Source organism: Congregibacter litoralis KT71 (genome assembly GCF_000153125.2).
Taxonomy (GTDB): Bacteria; Pseudomonadota; Gammaproteobacteria; order Pseudomonadales; family Halieaceae; genus Congregibacter; species Congregibacter litoralis.
Genome location: NZ_CM002299.1, coordinates 1260831 through 1278747 on the forward strand (window position 1 = coordinate 1260831; position 17917 = coordinate 1278747).

Below are 17917 nucleotides of genomic sequence, written 5' to 3' on the forward strand. Positions count from 1 at the left end.
CTTTACTCCTGATGCTCAATGGTGATTTGAAAACGGCTTCGCCCCTCGCTGGTGGGGAAGTAGGCGATCCTTGCCTGATTCAGCTCGCATAGCTCTCTACAAAGGTAAAGACCCAGGCCGCTGCCGCCCTGGCTGCGAGTGAAGAAAGGTTCGAAGAGCCGCGGCACATCGGCGTCGTTGACTCCCTGCCCATCATCGTACACGTCGATGACGCATTCCCGTTTCTTGCGATCGACGCGGACCCTCAGTTCGGCGGCGGGACGCTGAGTCGCCAGTTCGCTGTGTCGCATGGCGTTGTCCACCAGGTTGTCCAGGACGCGCTCAAGATGTTCTGGGTCGACCAGAACACAGGCATGGGGATCCACATATTCAATATTCAAGGCTCCGGGGTTGTCCCGGGCGCCGCGATAGCGTTCGTAATAGCCTTCCAGCCAGTCCGCCAGTCGCAGTGTCTCCAGCTTCGGGGGCTCGCGACGGGATATCTGCATGACACTTTCTACAATGTCATTTACCCGCTGACTGTTGGTGAGCACCATGTCGACCATGCGGCGGTCGTCATCCGCCAGGGTCGGTGATTCATTCAAAAGCTGGGACGCATGGCTGATGGCTCCCAGAGGGTTACGGATCTCATGGGCAATACTGCCCGCGAGACGTCCGAGGGACGAGAGTTTGAGTGATTGTGCGTAGGCCGCCACGGGTCGATAGTCTTCAAGAAATACCAGGATCTGATTTTCCTCTCCCCCCTCGAGACTGTGAAATCGTGCGACCAGCTCCGCGCCATCCCCCCGCGCCTCAAAGGGAGATCCGATCTGTTCGCCACTGCGACGGAATTTCTCAATGCGCTCTGAGAGCGCATCGCTGTAGTCAGCCAGGGCGCGTCCCTGTTCCAGCGCAATAGGCCTGCTGGGATCCAGGAGTCTCCCCGCCGCGGCGTTGAGCACGCGGGCGCGGTTCTGGGAGTCCACCAGAAGAATCCCCGTCTGCATATTCTGTACGATTTGTTCATTGAGCCGCTGAAGCCGATAGATATCGCTCGCGCGCTCACTGGCCAGCGCCTCCACGCGGCCAAGGCGTAGCGCAACAAGCTGTACAATGCCCGAGACGATAAAGAACAGCAGGCCGAGGAGCCCGGCAGGGAATAGCGCCTTTATTCCCGCGTTGGTGGTGGACATGAGCCGCAGGGTGTCCCCAAGCACGGCGAGCACCGTGAGCGCAGCCACCAGCGTTGCGACCGTGCGATTGCTGATAAGTACGGCGCTGGAAGCGACGGTAATTGCCAGCAACAGCGGCAGACCGCTGCTCATGCCGCCGGAGGCATCACTGAGCAGCGTGATGCACGCAATATCCACTGAGAACAGTAGCACGAGGCGGGCGTTGGAGCTCTGCCAGCGGGCGGCCACCACTCCCAGGAGTGCGATGTTGCTGAAGAGAAAGATGCTGCTCACCGCGGTATACAGAGCGGGATTCTGCGCGCCCACCAGTTGTCGCGTAGCTGGCAGGGTGATCAGCACCAGAAACACAACTGACAGCACCGTGCGATAGATCAGGTAAATGCGAAACAGCAGCTGATTCTGCTCAGTCCCCACGGGACCGGGAGGCACTAAAATGTCAGGGTTGCTCACGGTCAGTTACTCAAAGTTCCATAGATTGGCAGCGAGGGCTCATTCTAGCAGCGCATGGCATGCTGTCGTGCCGTCTGGTCAGTCCGCTCCCGATCGCTGACAATAGCGCCCCCGGAAAATTGGAAGGTTTATATGCACATTTTGATGGCCCAGATAAACACCCAGGTGGGTGATTTCACGGGCAATGCCGATCAGGTGATTGAGGTCGCGACCCAGGCTTGTGAGGAACAGGATTCGCCCGTGGTCGTGTTCCCCGAGCTAACCCTGTCGGGCTACCCACCGGAAGACCTGCTCCTCAGGCCGGCCCTCTGTAAGCGGGTAAACGACGCCATCATACGCCTCCACAGGGAGCTGCCCCCCCAGGCATGGGTGATCGTGGGGTACCCCATCCGCCGGGAAGGCTTGCTTTACAACTGCGCCGGCGTTTTCCACGACGGGGAGCTCAAGGCTGAATATCGTAAAAATGAGTTGCCCAATTACCAGGTGTTTGACGAGAAGCGCTATTTTACCGCGGGCAGCGAGCCCTGCGTTCTTGAGATTCAGGGAACCCGCGTGGGCCTCAGTATCTGCGAGGACATCTGGGTGTCCGGGCCCAGTGCTGCAGCGGCCACCGCGGGCGCGGAGCTTCTCATCAACCTGAATGCATCACCCTTTCACCGGGGCAAGCAGCAGGAAAGGCTAGATCTGCTGGCCCGGCGCTGTCGGGATAACAATCTGGCAGCGGTATATGTGAATCAGGTAGGGGGTCAGGACGAACTGGTTTTTGATGGCGGCTCCTTCGCCATGAATAGCGATGGCAAGCTTGTGGCCCAGAGTCCGCGTTTTGAGACAGCATCCAACTGGTGCGAGTGGACAGACAGCGGGTCGGCATCGGGCTTCAGGGAAGGCGTGCTGAGCGAAGCACTCGACGACATGGCGGCGGTCTGGCAGGCGCTCGTTCTGGGTATGCGCGACTACGTCAATAAAAACGGCTTCCCCAGCGTGGTGCTGGGCTTGTCCGGCGGTGTGGATTCCGCACTGACCCTTGCGGTGGCGGTGGATGCGCTCGGGGCCTCTCGGGTCGAAGCGGTCATGATGCCTTTTCGTTATACCTCGGACATCAGCATTGCCGACGCCGCGGAGCAGAGTGCGACCCTGGGCGTGCGCCATAGCGTGATATCCATTGAGCCTATTTACGAGAGCTTTCTGGCAGCCTTAAAGGATGAATTTGCGGGGCTGGACGCTGACACCACCGAGGAAAACCTCCAGGCCCGGTGCCGGGGAGTGCTGCTCATGTCCATTTCCAATAAAAAGCGCTCGCTGGTGCTCACCACGGGTAACAAAAGTGAGCTGGCCGTCGGTTACTCCACGCTCTATGGGGATATGGCAGGAGGATTTGATGTTCTCAAGGATGTGCCCAAAACACTGGTTTACGCGCTCTGTCGCTATCGAAACAGCCTGAGTCCCTGCATTCCTGAACGGGTGATCGAACGGCCGCCCTCGGCCGAGCTCGCGCCTGATCAGAAAGACGAGGATAGTCTTCCGCCCTACGACGTACTGGACAGGATCCTGGAGCTGTATGTGGAGCAGGATTTCAGCGCCGAGGCCATTATTGCCGAGGGTATACCCAGGGAAGACGTGGAGCGCGCCGTGAGGCTGGTGGATCTCAATGAGTACAAGCGACGTCAGGCACCCATCGGCGTGCGTATTACCCAGCGCGGATTTGGGCGTGATCGTCGCTATCCCATCACCTCCGCCTGGCGTATGGGTGAGTGAGGCCTCTCTCCCGTCTGTTCCCTAGCTGATGCCCTTGCGGCTATCAAACTGGGGTGGCTTCGGCGGGTCAAAGAGACCGAAGCTCATCTTGTTGATGAGCGAGCGCTGGAGACCATCCTGGGTGTAGACCGTGTCGAATTCACCCTCGTCATTCAGAGCGGGGTGGTCCGGGAAATTTAACGCCAGGGTGTCAATGGCGTTCTTGGCAAGATCGTCCATCCCGAGCAAGAGGTAACCCTGGGCCATGACGGCGAGGCCGTCACCCACGGCCGGGGTGCGCTGGAAGTTCTCAACAACATAGCGTCCGCGGTTTGCGGCAGCGAGGTAGGCGCCACGGCGGAAATAATAGTTCGCGACGTGTATCTCGTTGCGCGCAAGGAGGTTCCGCAGGTAAACCATGCGAGACTTCGCATCGGCAGCATAGGGACTGTCGGGGAAGCGGGTGACGAGCTGCGAGAACTCCGCAAAGGCCTCCTTGGCAAAGCTTGTGTCGCGCAGGGTCTTATCCGTCGGTGTAAAGCGGGACAGAAAATCCTGGCTGGCGGTCGCGGTTGCCAGGCCCTTCATGTAGTACGCATAGTCGACATTCGGGTGCTGGGGATGGAGACGAATAAAGCGGTCTGCGGCCTCGATAGCGGCTTCCGGCGAAAAGGCACCGTAATGGGCGTAGATAAGTTCTAACTGTGCCTGTTCCGCATACTTACCAAAGGGATAGCGGGACTCCAGGGCCTGTAAGGCTCTGATCGAGAGATCAAAGTTCCGCGCGTTCAGATAGCGCTGGGCCTCATCGTAGATCTGTTGTTCCCCGCTGTCGGCGGAAATGTCCTCTTCGTCGTTGCCCGCGCAACCTCCGATTAATAGAAGGACAGACAGGACGCTGGCGAGGAGTGATCGTCGTCGGGCTCGGGAGTCGAGGTGGAAGAAAAGGCTCATGCTAAAATCGATGGCGTTAAGAGGGGCGCTATTTAAGCACAGCCAGGGGAGTCCATAAACCATAAAACAGCCTATCGAAGCGCGTCAGATTACAAGGAGTGCCACCGCCGGGGAGGACCTGGTGGGGGCGCGTCTGGATCAGGCAGCGGCGCAATTGTTTCCCGAATTTTCCCGGGCACGGCTCCAGAGCTGGATTCGCAGCGGTGAGCTTCGTCTGGATGGCACAAAGGGACGTCCGCGCGATGCCATCCGCGGTGGGGAGGTGCTCAGCCTTAACGCCGAGCTGGAAAGTGAAGTGTCCTGGACGGCTGAGGCATTGCCCCTGGAGATCGTCTACGAGGACGAAGAGCTTCTGGTCATCGACAAACCGGCGGGTCTGGTGGTGCACCCCGGGGCCGGGAATCACAACGGCACGCTGGTCAATGCCCTGTTGAATCACCGTCCGGATCTCGAGGCGATTCCCCGAGGGGGCATTGTTCATCGCCTCGATAAGGAGACCAGTGGCCTCCTGGTGGTGGCCGCTACGCTAAACGCTCATCGCAGCCTCGTCGCCCAATTGCAAAAAAAGGATGTACAGCGGGAGTACTTTGCCATCGTCCGCGGGGTGCCAAGTGGAGGAGGGCGCGTGGAGGCTGCGATCGGCCGACATCCCCGACAGCGGACAAAAATGGCGGTCGTCGCCGCCGGTGGTAAGCCCGCCGTGACCCACTACCGTATCGCCCGACGCTTTGCACAGTACACAGCCCTGGACGTGCAGCTAGAGACGGGGCGCACACACCAGATACGGGTTCATATGGCCCACCGCGGCTATCCTCTGTTGGGAGATCCTGTCTATGGTGGACGTTTGCAGTTACCCCGCGGTGCCAGCGAGCGCCTGGCGGCCGCCCTGCGCGGGTTTCGGCGTCAGGCGCTTCATGCGCAACGATTGAGCTTTGTGCACCCGGGCTCCGGTGACCATTGTAGTTTTGAATCGCCCCTCAGCGATGATCTGGAGGCGTTGCTTCAGGTGCTGGCGGAGGAGAACTCCGTACAGGGCGGCCAGGCTTCCGGTCTGTCATGAGTCTTGTGGAAGTCAGTCCCAGGGGCTGGCCGGGCAATGTTCGTCTCTTCTACACCACACGTATCGGTGGACACAGCAAGCCACCTTTTGACGAGAGCAATGTGGGGTTTCATGTTGGGGATGACGCCGGGGCGGTGCGGGCAAATCGCGCGGATCTTCGGGCGGGGCTACCGGCGGGAACACAGATCGCCTGGTTAGAGCAGGTACACGGCACCGAAATCGTGCCGGCCGTCGACAGCCTCCAGGCGCCGTGTCGGGCTGATGCCTCCTGGACCGGCGAAGATCGCGTTGCCTGTGCGGTCATGGTGGCCGATTGTCTCCCGGTGCTCCTGACTGATCGCTCTGGCAGCGTCATTGCGGCGGTGCATGCGGGGTGGCGGGGGCTTGCCGCAGGTGTGCTGGAATCAGCGGTGTCGGCCCTCGATGTCGTTCCCCGGGAACTGTGTGCCTGGCTGGGTCCCGCCATTGGCCGCAATGCCTTTGAAGTGGGCGCAGAGGTGCGATCAGCCTTTCTTCAAGGGAATGAGCTTCAAGGGGACGAGGGCGGCAGCGTTGCCGCCTGTTTCCGAGCATCCCCGATCCGCCCGGGCCACTATCTTGCTGACCTGAATGGCCTGGCGATGCTGCGCTTGCGGGGCATCGGTCTCAACACCATCGAGAGTCTCGATCTCTGCACTTTTGGCGATCCCCATCGGTTTTTTTCCTATCGAAGAGATGGCACGACGGGCCGAATGGCCTGTCTGATTGTGCGCGATAACTGACCTCCGGCCCTTGAAACCGGCCGTTAAACCCCAATATCTATAAGGGTATAAGTGGTCACGGTGAACGCTGCGGCGGCCGACGGTGATCCTTGAATCGCTGTGGAGGTAAAACAGTTATGAGAATGGATAAATTGACAAATTCCCTGCAAAACGCCCTGGCGGACGCCCAGTCCCTGGCCGTGGGACGGGATCACAACCAGATTGATTCGGCGCACCTGCTTCAGGCATTGATCAACCAACAGGATGGCTCAGCAAGACCTTTGCTCCAGCGCGCCGGTGCCAATATCGATGTGCTGCAGCAGGCACTTCGATCACTCATCGACGGGATGCCGGTGGTGCAAAACTCGACGGGCGAGGTGCACGTTTCACCGGACCTGAGCAAGGTGCTGAACCTCAGCGACAAAAAGGCCCAGCAGGGCGGTGACAGCTTTATTTCCAGCGAACTGGCACTCCAGGCCCTCCTCGAAGCCGGGGGAGCCGTTGCAAAGGTACTCACCAACAGTGGTGTCACCAAAGAGGGTCTAGATGCTGCCGTGGAGGCGGTCCGGGGCGGAGCATCCGTGGACAGTGCCGATGCTGAAGAGACGCGTCAGGCGCTGGAAAAGTACACCATTGATCTTACGGAGCGCGCCCGGGACGGCAAGCTGGACCCGGTGATTGGTCGGGATGACGAGATCCGACGCACGGTTCAGGTGCTCCAGCGTCGCACCAAGAATAACCCGGTGCTCATCGGTGAGCCGGGCGTGGGTAAAACTGCCATCGTCGAAGGGCTGGCCCAGCGTGTGATCAACGGAGAGGTCCCCGAGGGCCTCAGGGACAAGCGGATTCTGTCCCTGGATCTGGGTGCATTGCTGGCGGGGACCAAGTTCCGCGGCGAGTTTGAGGAGCGTTTGAAAGCGTTGCTCAACGAGTTGTCCAAGGAAGAGGGGCGCGTGATCCTCTTCATTGATGAGATTCATACCATGGTGGGTGCGGGTAAGGCCGAGGGCTCTATGGATGCGGGCAATATGCTCAAGCCTGCGCTGGCCCGTGGAGAACTTCACTGCGTGGGCGCCACAACGCTCAATGAATACCGCCAGTATGTCGAAAAAGACGCGGCTCTGGAGCGGCGTTTCCAGAAGGTGCTGGTGGACGAGCCCAGCGAGGAAGATACCATCGCCATTCTCCGGGGCTTGAAAGAGCGCTACGAGGTGCACCACGGCGTGGATATCACCGACTCGGCCATTATCGCCGCAGCCCAGCTTTCTCAGCGCTACATCACGGATCGGCAGCTGCCCGATAAGGCCATCGACCTTATTGATGAGGCGGCGAGTCGCATCCGTATGGAAATAGATTCCAAGCCTGAGGCCCTGGATCGCCTGGAAAGACGGCTGATACAGCTGAAAATTGAGCGCGAAGCCGTTCGTAAAGATGAAGATGAGTCAGCGACGAAGCAACTCGCGCTTCTGGATGAACAGATCACGGCGATCGAGAAAGAGTTTGCGGATCTTGAGGAAATCTGGAAAGCAGAGAAGGCCTCCCTGCAGGGTGCAGCCTCGGTAAAAAGTGATATCGAGCAATTGAAGCTGGATCTGGAGACCGCGCGGCGGGCGGGGGATCTTACCCGGATGTCGGAATTGCAGTACGGCAAGTTACCAGAGCTGGAAAAACAGCTCGCCCAGGCTCAGGCGGCAGAGAATGTTGAGCGAACGCTCCTGCGCAACAAGGTGACCGATGAGGAGGTGGCGGAAGTGGTTTCCCGCTGGACGGGTATTCCCATCTCTAAAATGCTCGAGGGCGATCGCGACAAACTCCTGCGTATGGAGGACGCCCTCCATGACCGCGTGGTCGGCCAGGATGAGGCCGTGGTGGCTGTTGCCAATGCGGTGAGACGCTCGCGGGCGGGTCTCTCGGATCCCCATCGTCCCAACGGTTCCTTCTTGTTTCTGGGGCCCACGGGTGTGGGTAAGACCGAGCTCTGCAAGGCGCTGGCGGATTTCCTCTTTGACAGCGAGCAGGCCATGGTGCGCATTGATATGTCTGAGTTTATGGAGAAGCACTCCGTGGCCAGGCTTATCGGCGCGCCGCCGGGCTATGTAGGCTACGAAGAGGGTGGGTATCTGACCGAGGCGGTGCGTCGTCGGCCCTATTCCCTGTTGCTTCTGGACGAGATCGAAAAGGCTCATCCCGATGTCTTTAACATCCTCCTTCAGGTGCTTGATGACGGACGGTTAACCGATGGTCAGGGCAGAACGGTTGATTTTCGTAACACCGTTATTGTGATGACATCGAATCTGGGCTCGGATCTGATTCAGGAGCTCGCCGGGGATCAAAACTACGACGCAATGAAGGCGGCAGTGATGGGGGTTGTGTCCCAGCACTTTCGTCCGGAGTTTATTAACCGCGTGGACGAAACCGTGGTGTTCCATCCCTTGCTGCAGGAGCAGATTCGGGGGATTGCCACGATTCAGCTGGCGGGCCTGCGGGCGCGTTTAGGCGAGCGGGAGATGGCTCTGGATATCACCGATGCCTTTATGGATCAGCTGGTCGAAGGCGGTTTTGATCCGGTCTACGGTGCGCGGCCCCTCAAGCGGGCTATCCAGCAGCAGCTGGAAAACCCCCTGGCCCAGAAGCTCCTGGCCGGTGAGTTTGCTCCGGGACAGCGGATTACCGCGGACTGGGGTGAGTCCGGGCCGGAATTTGCTTTGAAGCTGTCGGACGGCGCGGCGTAAACACTGCTCACAAGCCTTCTTCACCCTCTCCAACGCTAAACGTGTAGAGCGCAGTAGAGCGTGATGGAAAGAAAGAGTGTAGGAGGTAAAAAGCCTGGCATATAGCTGGGCTTCTTTTTGTTCAACTACGCAAATTACTCGCAATGGACGCGAGCGATGTCTTCGGCCTTCTGCCGCTGTACCAGTTTCTCTTCCTCGCTCAAATACCGCAGTTCACCGGTATTTTCGTCGCGAATCCGAATGCGAGCACCCGAATCAAGGGTTTCAAGATTAATGCGAGCCCGGGCGCAGCTCTCTGGGTTTTTCTCAATTCCCTCCGAAGCTTTTGTGGCATCAACTTGCTCGAAGCTGTTTCCCGGTCTTGGAACGACTTCAGCAGGAACCGCTCCTTGTCCCTGCCGAACTTGTCGCGTAAACGAAGATCCCTGGGAAACCACTTCGTACGCAATGTCTTCCGAAGGGGGCCTATCACTTACAACCATGTTGCCCCGTGCATCTTTCCAGCGGTAGTAGCTGTCAGCGGCGTGGATATTCGGGGTAACAATCAGCACAAGAATACTGAGGCAAAAAAGCGAACGAGCTGCACGGGCGAGCAGCGCGGGGAAATTTGGCTTTCGGTGAGCGTATTCCACAAAACACCTCAGTAAATGACTATGGGAAGATACCGAACGGAGTAAGCGTGCGCAAATGAAACGCCAAGAACATAGACGTCCGCGTTGAAAAGGGACTTATTAAGCACTTGATTATCGTGGGTAAAAGACCGGCACTGCCACGCGGTATTGTGAGGTTAAGCAGCAGATTACCAGCATAGATCTAAAGCGCCAGAACCTGTAGCTCCTCTCAACCCGGTTTGATCAATGGTTAGGTTACCGCATGCGGCATCCAGAGTTGCCTGATCGCCCTGAGGGGTCGCCCGAAGAGTGAAAGCATTTGCAGTGGGGTCGGCCGTAAAATCAAAAGCGTACCGCGCGGCCATACCGTCTTCGGTGGTGCAACTGCTGGGTGGTAGTAGGCCTGGAGTCGCCGCGGGGCCCTCGTAACTCAGTGCTGCGGTAAAGCGCCGCTCCATGCCCTGAGCCATTTCCGTCAGGCAACCCTGGGCCTTGCTGCGCCAGGTCTTCATCACTGAGTTTTGGTAGCTAGGCAGTGCGACAGCCGCAAGAATTGCCACAATAACGACTACAATCATGAGCTCAATGAGCGTAAAGCCACTGGAATGCCGAGGTGCTTTGGTTCGGAAGGCCGGTGAGGGCCTTTGGATACTCTTGGGCATGATTACCTCTTAAATGCGGGCCTATGAATCACAGGGGTTCAAACGTCGATCGGAGTATCACTACAGTGGCGTTGGTCGCACCTAGAGAACGCGAGATAACCGGGAAGACCTCCCGAAACTCCGGAGGCGTCTCGCCGGGATTGACTCTCAGCAGCTCCGGTGGGCCGACATAAAAAGCGGGGTCCGCTGCCAAGCTGACAATCGAGCCAGAGGCATAGAGGCCTGAAAGAGTGTTGGTCGGTGCCGGTGCCACGCCGTTCCAATCAGCTGCCTGTACCCCAGAGATGTTGGCGTTTACCGCGGCGGCGGCAGCGTTGGCCTGGAGCCAGGCCTCCCCTTCGCGCAGGGCTGACTCAGCGCCCTGAAAGGCAATGTCGCGGTCCCTGAGGTTGCCGGCCATACGTTCCTGCATCGCGGTATCGTCCATACCCGAGATGGCTAAAATGCTCATGACGACCATGAGTATGATAACTACGGGTAATACGATACCGCGTTGACGGCGCAGACATTGAGTCGATGCCCTCCGGCTCTGGATGCAGCGATGACCGGTCATAGTAAGCGGTTCCTGATGCTGATCGTGGACGTAAACACCTGATGCAGACGCAGGTCGGCAGCATCCGCCGTAAACGTGGTGCCTGCGTAGTTGAGTGTGACAGGCTGCTCGGCGAGATTATTTTCCTCACCGCTGCTGATCCGCAGGTGTACGCGCACCGCAAGTACGTTTTCCCACGCTGGCCCCGGGGTGGCGATCACGAGCATGCCTGCGGCCGTCACATATTGGTTGATGCGTGTATCCCCAGTGGTGTCAACACCATACTCAACTTGCAAGTCTTCGATGTCCTCTGCGATCTCCAATCCATTGCGAAACAATGCAGGACGCCCCGTCACAGCACTATCGGCGACGTAATAAGCCACACGCTCGATCGGCACAACCTCGGCGCCGACGCTAAAGCTACGGCCCAGGTTTACAGTGTGATTGCCGGGGCCTGTATTGGGTCCCGGCGTTACCAGCCCAATAGCGTGGGTCAGCGAGTCCTGTCCCGCCGCCGTCGCGATGCCTGTTATCTGTGTGATAGCTGCGGAGGTGCAGTCTGAGACCATCACTACGTTTCCTACAGCTAGATCGTTACCGGTATTTACGATGATCGGATCAGTCCCCAGGAAGAGCGCTGGAACACCCAACCCAAATCCTCGCGGCGTGACTGCTACCAGGATATCGCTGTCATCGCGTGGGTTGGTCAGTAGGGGGTTAGCCGTCGCCGCGGGTATTCCAGCGACGCCAGCCGTCCAGCTACTACCGGTGCCGCTGCCTGTGGCTTCATAGCCCATCAACGGGTCGGCAAAATCGAAAGCAAAGCTTAAGGCGTCAACTGCACCCACGGGGGCAGGGTTCAGCGTATTTCTAATAAGATTGTTGCTCAATGAACCGGTGAGTCGTGGGACCTCCGCGCGCAGTCGACTACGGCAACCAGTGTAGCCCGCCTGACGTATGTCTCGGCGGAGGAGCTCAAGGGCAAAGCGACCACTTTCCTGCATGCGTGAAAGTGAGTCGGTAGTGCGGAAGGACTCCAGACCGCCGAGGAGCGCAGACAGTACACCACCGACCACGAACAGTCCCAGCACCAGACTGACGAGCAGCTCAGTGAGCGTGAAGCCTTGCTGCCAGCGTGTACCATTACCCAGCGTCATGGCTGCCATAACTGCTGAGTTGATGAAAACACTTCAACGGCCTCTTCGCCGCGACTGTCGTCCCACCTGACCGACACTGTAATCGTATCTCCGGCTGTCGCCACGGCCCCCTGTCCATTGGGCAGTCTCTCTCCTATCCGAGTAAGCCACTCAGCCAATTCGTCCGCCGGGAGTGTTCCACCCACGGGAATTGCGTCAGCAAAGTCACGATTGTAGTCGCCATCGATTGCGCCTTGCAGGTCAGCGCGCATGCGGTCGGTGAGATCGTAAACAAACAGAGAGGCCTGACTGCGCAGCAAGGCACTCTGATTAAACCGGACCATGTTGGTTTGCAGGCGGGCAATTGCCAGAACTCCCAGCGCCACGATAACGATAGCTATCAGTACCTCTATCATGCCGACGCCACGCTGGTGGTTTCTGCATAAAATTAAAACCGGCCGGCTAGATTGAGACTGCAATTTGTTCATATGCAAGGTGCCCGAGCCACGCTGACCCTGCCGGCGGCTGCCGTTTCGATTTGACGCGCCCGGTCGCCCAGACAGCCATCGATCTGGGCAAAGATATCTGTTGCGCCTGCGACGGGCTGCCCCAGGGGGCCAAACGCAACGGCCGTGTTGGCTGCGGGGGTCTGGGTGATAGTGGCGTCCTGAGGAGGTGCTGGATAAGCACGTAACACTTCGGAGGAGGCGCTTACAATGACAATCCAGCCTTGTGTCCAATTGCCCGTGCACGTCGCACCATCACTGCTCGGACATACTTCGACTTGTTCGGCGCGGGTCACTGCCTCGGAGCGGGCAAGGTTTAACGCGCTCGCAAAATCATTGGCCAATGCTGCTGTATTCGAATTGAGCCGCAGCAGATTGAAGGATGGCACTCCTACGCCTAACAAAATGGCGAGCACGACTAGCGTGATCATCAATTCGATTAAGGTGAAACCTTTCTGGTCGTGGTGAGGAAAGAAGATCGACATACCACCTAATTCGGGGCGTTAAATTGGGCCCCATCCTCGGAATTATTAGGTATAAAAGCATGTGTTCGCATAATGAGTCAACACGCTGTCGAGTCATCCAAGTTTGTCCTTCCTACGTCATATGGTTTGTGTCCTCGCAGAGAAGTTTTATTGGACTTGGCAAGGTACTGTTAGCTCTGGGGGCTAACTTGCATTCTAGGGGTTTTGGGTGTAAACCAAGACAATACAGACTGACACGCTGGTATAAGTTATGCGCGCCATCTCCCTAAGGGATCAATTTAACGCAAAGTTTAGACGTTTGTGCTTGCTGTGGTTGCTGTCAGGGGTCTTGTTTTCTTCGGTAACTATCGCTTCGCCGACTTTGGGGCGGGTCACATCTGTCGACAGGAATACGAACACCATCTCCATATCCGGTGTAGCGTTAAGAGTTACGGCAGAATCGCGGCTGGTGGGCGAGACTGCTGCGGATGGCACGGAAGCCATTATCACCTGGGGAGCCGTGAACGTGGGTGACTTTGTGCTTTTCGAGGGTGATGGAACGGTGCTCCAGTATTTGAGGCGCGTGGCGCCCGATACTATCGATGCACCGCCTGCCAGCCCTCTGCAGGGTTCGGGTGCTTCGGCGCAGCCTTAGATTAATGACCACTACGGAAAAAACCTCCAATGGAGTGTGTGAGGCCTATGGGCAAAACTAATCGAATCCGTTGCGTGTGTGTACTCCTTGTCACGCTGCTGGGTGCAGGGTTGAGTGCCCGCGCGGATGTGAATATTGCCTCTGTCCCCCTATTTCTCAATGCGTCGGTTGACCCTAATTTGGTCTTTACTTTCGACGACTCTGGATCTATGCAATGGGAATACATGCCCGATGGTCCGGAGTTCCGGTTTACCATATTTATGTTCCCCCGTCCGGGTGGGCTTTATGGCGGAGCGAACTATGGCAATCAGCTGCCCTCTTTTCGCGATGACAGTCTGCATAACTATTTTGGTCGATCGGCAAACAACAACAGAGTATTTTACAACCCAGACCTGACTTACCAGCCTTGGGCAAACGCTGACGGTAGTCTGATGGCGGACGCGAACCCTGCGGCAGCCCTTTACCATCCAGCGAGACCCGGACTGGGGTCTCTCAATCTTACTGCCCAGCAAACGCAGGTGGCGACCTGGTTTCGTGGCAACGCTTTCGATTCAGCATTTTGCGACCCGTGCGGGGGCAATCATACATATTGGCCAGTGACTTATTACAATTACGATGGTGTCGGGGACGTAACTGTCCGTGCCAGTTATACGCGGGTGCAAATCACGACTGCCACCGCCGCAACGGCAAACTTTACCAGCCCGGGAGGTGTGACACGCACCCGCGATGAGGAACTACAAAACTTTGCCAACTGGTTTCAATATCACCGCTCGCGCGCGCTGACGTCCTTTGCCGGTATCGGCCAGGCTTTTACCCGATTGCCGTCCAATGCTAGGGTCGCCTATGGCACCATTAACCAAGCGTCGACCTCTGTTGATGGCGTAGCGACCCGTACTTTAGTTAACGGTGTGCGGCCTTTTTCGGACGCGGTCCGTACTGATTTTTATGATGACCTGTATAGTCAGGTAATCAATAATTTCGGTACGCCTCTACGTCGTGCCGCTAATGATGTGGGTAACTATTTCGAGCGCTCTGATGTGCGGGGTCCCTGGAATGATCAACCGGGTGAGATTGCTGGCAGCGATGACGCCGGCGCCTGCCGTCAGAGCTTTCATATCATGATGACCGATGGGTTTTGGAATGGCCCGAATCCGACTATTGGAAACTCGGATGATACGGCTGGACCGGTGATAACCAGTCCCTCGGCTACAAGCTATCAATATACTCCGGTGGGGCCCTTTGAGGACGGTTTCTCCAACACGCTCGGCGATGTGGGCATGCATTATTGGAAGCGCGATTTACGCACAGATCTATCCAACGAGGTGCCGATCAATGCAGCGGATCCGGCCTTCTGGCAGCATCTGGTGACCTACGGCATCGGGCTCGGAGTTACGGGAAATGTCGATCCCACTACAGCATTTGCTTCCATTCCAACAGCGACCGCTATTCCTTGGGCGGATCCTGCTGCCACCAATCCCGCCAAGATCGACGACTTGCTGCACTTTGGATTGAACTCCCGCGGTGGCTTTTTCAGTGCTTCGGATCCTGATACTTTTGCCAACGCGCTGGGCGATGTTCTCGAGAGCATTATTGAGCGCGTTGAAACTTCCGCAACTTCGGCAGCTACCAGTGCAGCCGTTCTGCAGGCAGATACCCTGCTTTACTCTGCCAGTTTTCGCAGCGATGACTGGTCCGGCACCGTAAGGGCGCTGCCGGTAGATCAATCTAATGGAAGCGTACCTTCATTGTCCGTTGGGGATTGTCCGCCCGAGGTAGAGTGGGACGCGGAATGCGTACTTGCAGCGACGCCGAGTGCTTCCCGCACCCTTCTGACACACACCGGAAGTGCGGGTGCTCTCCTTGACCATGGGAACCTCAATGCTACGCAGCAAGACGCTTTGGCGCATGCGGCCGACGGTACCAACGATGGTCGTGGTGAAGACCGCGTAAACTGGCTACGAGGCGACGAAATCACGGGACTGCGGTCGCGAAGTGACAGCGGCTCACTGCGATTGATGGGCGATATTATTGGTGGTACTCCGCAGTTTGTTAGCAACCGGAGTTCAGGCTTTCAGCTCCTGAGAACAGATTTTTCGCCCGGCACTTACCCTACTTACGTGGCATCAAAAGCTAGTCGTCCAGAGTTGCTGCTGGTCCCAAGTAACGGTGGCATGCTTCACGGCTTTGACGCGTCAGACGGTACTGAGTTATTCGGCTATGTTCCGGGAGAACTGTTGGAACCGGTGCCTGGCGAAGATTATGCTCCGCTCTCCGAGCTTAGTAATGCGCCCTATGAGCACCGGTACACGGTTGATGGCACACCCACAGTGGCTGACGTTTTGATCGGAAGCAACTGGAAGACTGTCGTAGTCGGTACCATGGGCGTCGGAGGTCGGTCTGTCTTTGCTCTGGACGTCACAGATCCGGAATCGATGGACGCAGGTACCGTGCTCTGGGAGTTTTCAGATCCGGATTTAGGGTACGGCGTAAGCAATGTTCAAATTGTGCCGCTGGAAAACAACGTATTTGGTGCCGTGTTTGGTAACGGTTACAACAGCAATAATGACCGTGGTTTTCTGTTTGTGGTGAACATTGCAGACGGCTCTTTGATTGCCAAGATCGATACAGGAGCGGGCACTAGCACTACGCCTAACGGTCTGGCACCCGTTTTGGTCAGTGACTGGCCAGATGGAGACTTCATTGGACATTACGCTTATGCCGGGGACCTCCTGGGCAATTTATGGCGTTTCGATTTGTCCAGCCCGACAGTCAGTGACTGGAGCTCGAATACCATAAGTCTGTTTTCCGCAGTGGACCCTGATGGGGACCCGCAACCGATCACTGTGCAACCGAGAGTCACGACAAATCCAAAACAGCCGGGGGAATTGATGGTGCTGTTTGGTACAGGGAGCTTTTTTCGCATTGAAGACAAGGATGACGCTGATCCGCAGGTGCAGACCTTTTACGGGATACGCGATGCGGGTGCGAGTGTGACAGCCTCGATTGGTGATCGTGACGACCTGCTCCAACAAGAAATTACCTATGAGGCGCAGGTTGTCGCACTGGGCGCCACAAGGACAGTGCGAGAAGTGAGTGACAATAGTTATAGCGCTCCTAGCGAGAGCGGCTGGTATCTGGACCTGACTGTAGGCGGTGTGGCGCTCGGAGAACGAGTGATCAGTCGCGCTTCCTTCCCGTCTTCATCTACACGGGAGCGTGTACGTTTTACCTCCCTGCGAGCAGACGGAGACCCATGTTCTGGCGGCCGGGAAGGCTTTATCTTTGATCTGGACCTTACAGATGGTAGCCAGGCCAGCGACTCGGTATTCGATATTAATAGCGATGGCTTTTTTAATACTGGCGATCTTGTCGCCGATAAATTGATCAGCGCCATCGGTGGTGGCTTTGGCGAAGAGCTTACCATCATCCGCAATCAGGAAGGGTCTGGAGATTTCTTCTACGATGGTGGGGGCAACAGGATTGGAGACATGGGAACTCCGGAAGGCCGCGCATCGGGTGATCCGGTAGGGCGACAATCCTGGCAACAGCTTCGCTGATAAGCATCGCTGCTCGGCGGGTCGCGTCGGGCTTCAGTGAGTAAATGTGGCGAGCCGGCCTAGCTGTCGCAATGGCGTTCAACCGTAAGTTCGGCGCGACGATAAAGATCAGTCTTTTCTTTTTCAGACAGGTATTTTAGCTCGCCCTGCTCGTCATACACCCGTACTCGAGGTCTATTATCCAACTCCTCAAGGGCGCGTAACGCTTGTGCGCAGGCTTGGGGGTCACGGTCTACGTCTCGCTCACTTTCGGGAGCTCTGACTTCGTTTGGTTTGCTCCTGCCAGGGTTGGCAGGCGAGTTCAGGTTACTGGGTTTATCGCTTGAAGTGCTTCTCGGTGTGGGTGCGGCACGCAGAGATTCCTTACCGGTTATCACCTTTTTGTATTTGAGTTCCGGTGTGGTCGGAGGTCGATCACTCATGACGATGTTGCCGTGCTCGTCTTTCCACTGGTAATAGGTATTATCAGCAAGGCTCGGGGCTTGCGCCACCAACACTGCCAGCATAAACACCGCTCGAGCAGGTTTTTGTTTTAAATGAAAATTCACAGCTCAAATCCAGCGAAAAGTCGACCCAGCTGAACATAACTCAGCGTCCAAATCAGTGCAATCTGGATTTAATAGAATACCTGAGAACTCTGGGTGCGCGCTTTTGCGTCTTTTACTGTGGCCCTTAGCCCAGGCTCTATTGTGTAGGTCGAGGCGCGTGTACAGGTTGACATCGGAGGGATCCCTGACCACACTTGCGTCGTCGTAATTACGGTAATGGCAACGCGGAGTACCCTCCGCCTCTGGCCCCTGTTTCGGTGCGATTATCCGAGATAGCTGTTCTTGCGTCCCGTCGGCGGTACCTTGCGACCTATTGCGCAAAGTACGGCAGTCCACACTGCGTTACCGCGCAGGGCGACAGCGACACGGGGTTCCTTCGTGCTTGTTCTCCCTCTGTTTTTTGC

The 17917-nt window shown here is 57.2% G+C and carries 15 protein-coding genes; 6 read left to right on the forward strand and 9 right to left on the reverse strand.

Annotated features, from left to right (window positions below; translation table 11 throughout):
- Nucleotides 1–2 precede the first annotated feature (2 nt).
- The gene (locus KT71_RS05865; RefSeq protein WP_023660399.1) at nt 3–1622 is read right to left on the reverse strand and encodes a sensor histidine kinase; all 1620 of its coding nucleotides are present in this window, start codon (nt 1620–1622) and stop codon (nt 3–5) included.
- A gap of 132 nt (nt 1623–1754) precedes the next feature.
- Between KT71_RS05865 and KT71_RS05870 the strand changes: the two genes are divergently transcribed.
- Nucleotides 1755–3377 (forward strand): NAD+ synthase, encoded by a 1623-nt coding sequence (locus KT71_RS05870; RefSeq protein WP_008296371.1) that lies wholly within the window; start codon nt 1755–1757, stop codon nt 3375–3377.
- Between the two features lie 21 nt (nt 3378–3398).
- On the opposite strand, the gene KT71_RS05875 is transcribed toward KT71_RS05870, so the two are convergent.
- Nucleotides 3399–4310, reverse strand: a complete 912-nt coding sequence (locus KT71_RS05875; protein ID WP_008296370.1) for an outer membrane protein assembly factor BamD — start codon at nt 4308–4310, stop codon at nt 3399–3401.
- 88 nt (nt 4311–4398) lie between these two features.
- Between KT71_RS05875 and rluD the strand changes: the two genes are divergently transcribed.
- The 3 genes from rluD to clpB all read left to right on the forward strand — a co-directional run bounded on the left by rluD (nt 4399) and on the right by clpB (nt 8842).
- Nucleotides 4399–5370, forward strand: a complete 972-nt coding sequence (rluD, locus tag KT71_RS05880; protein WP_084566960.1) for a 23S rRNA pseudouridine(1911/1915/1917) synthase RluD — start codon at nt 4399–4401, stop codon at nt 5368–5370.
- Complete coding sequence (gene pgeF, locus KT71_RS05885) at nt 5367–6131, forward strand: peptidoglycan editing factor PgeF (RefSeq protein WP_008296368.1); 765 nt, start codon at nt 5367–5369, stop codon at nt 6129–6131. The genes rluD and pgeF overlap by 4 nt, the downstream gene beginning before the upstream one ends.
- 116 nt (nt 6132–6247) lie before the next feature.
- Entirely contained in the window at nt 6248–8842 is a 2595-nt protein-coding gene (gene clpB / locus KT71_RS05890; protein ID WP_023660401.1) for an ATP-dependent chaperone ClpB, read from the forward strand.
- Between the two features lie 134 nt (nt 8843–8976).
- Here clpB and KT71_RS05895 read toward each other — a convergent pair whose 3' ends face one another.
- The 6 genes from KT71_RS05895 to KT71_RS05920 form a co-directional block, all read right to left on the reverse strand.
- Nucleotides 8977–9474 carry a DUF4124 domain-containing protein gene (locus KT71_RS05895; protein ID WP_023660402.1) on the reverse strand — a complete coding sequence of 166 codons (498 nt, stop codon included), beginning with the start codon at nt 9472–9474 and terminating at the stop codon, nt 8977–8979.
- A 167-nt stretch (nt 9475–9641) separates the two neighbouring features.
- Nucleotides 9642–10115, reverse strand: a complete 474-nt coding sequence (locus KT71_RS05900; protein WP_023660403.1) for a type IV pilin protein — start codon at nt 10113–10115, stop codon at nt 9642–9644.
- 28 nt (nt 10116–10143) lie between these two features.
- Nucleotides 10144–10668: a pilus assembly PilX family protein gene (locus tag KT71_RS05905; protein WP_023660404.1), complete on the reverse strand. Its 525-nt coding sequence runs from the start codon at nt 10666–10668 to the stop codon at nt 10144–10146.
- The gene (locus KT71_RS05910; RefSeq protein ID WP_023660405.1) at nt 10665–11804 is read right to left on the reverse strand and encodes a PilW family protein; all 1140 of its coding nucleotides are present in this window, start codon (nt 11802–11804) and stop codon (nt 10665–10667) included. Before KT71_RS05910 ends, KT71_RS05905 begins: the two co-directional genes overlap by 4 nt.
- Entirely contained in the window at nt 11801–12271 is a 471-nt protein-coding gene (gene pilV, locus KT71_RS05915) for a type IV pilus modification protein PilV (RefSeq protein WP_023660406.1), read from the reverse strand. The genes KT71_RS05910 and pilV overlap by 4 nt, the downstream gene beginning before the upstream one ends.
- The gene (locus tag KT71_RS05920) at nt 12268–12774 is read right to left on the reverse strand and encodes a GspH/FimT family pseudopilin (protein ID WP_008296361.1); all 507 of its coding nucleotides are present in this window, start codon (nt 12772–12774) and stop codon (nt 12268–12270) included. Before KT71_RS05920 ends, pilV begins: the two co-directional genes overlap by 4 nt.
- Before the next feature lie 448 nt (nt 12775–13222).
- On the opposite strand from KT71_RS05920, the gene KT71_RS05925 reads away from it, so the two are divergent.
- Nucleotides 13223–13408 carry a hypothetical protein gene (locus tag KT71_RS05925; protein ID WP_040362192.1) on the forward strand — a complete coding sequence of 62 codons (186 nt, stop codon included), beginning with the start codon at nt 13223–13225 and terminating at the stop codon, nt 13406–13408.
- Between the two features lie 47 nt (nt 13409–13455).
- Nucleotides 13456–16965 carry a pilus assembly protein gene (locus tag KT71_RS05930; protein WP_023660407.1) on the forward strand — a complete coding sequence of 1170 codons (3510 nt, stop codon included), beginning with the start codon at nt 13456–13458 and terminating at the stop codon, nt 16963–16965.
- A 59-nt stretch (nt 16966–17024) separates the two neighbouring features.
- Here the strand turns inward: KT71_RS05930 and KT71_RS05935 are convergent, their stop codons facing one another.
- On the reverse strand, nt 17025–17513 hold the full coding sequence (locus KT71_RS05935) for a DUF4124 domain-containing protein (protein ID WP_040362194.1): 489 nt from the start codon (nt 17511–17513) through the stop codon (nt 17025–17027).
- Nucleotides 17514–17917: the final 404 nt, after the last annotated feature.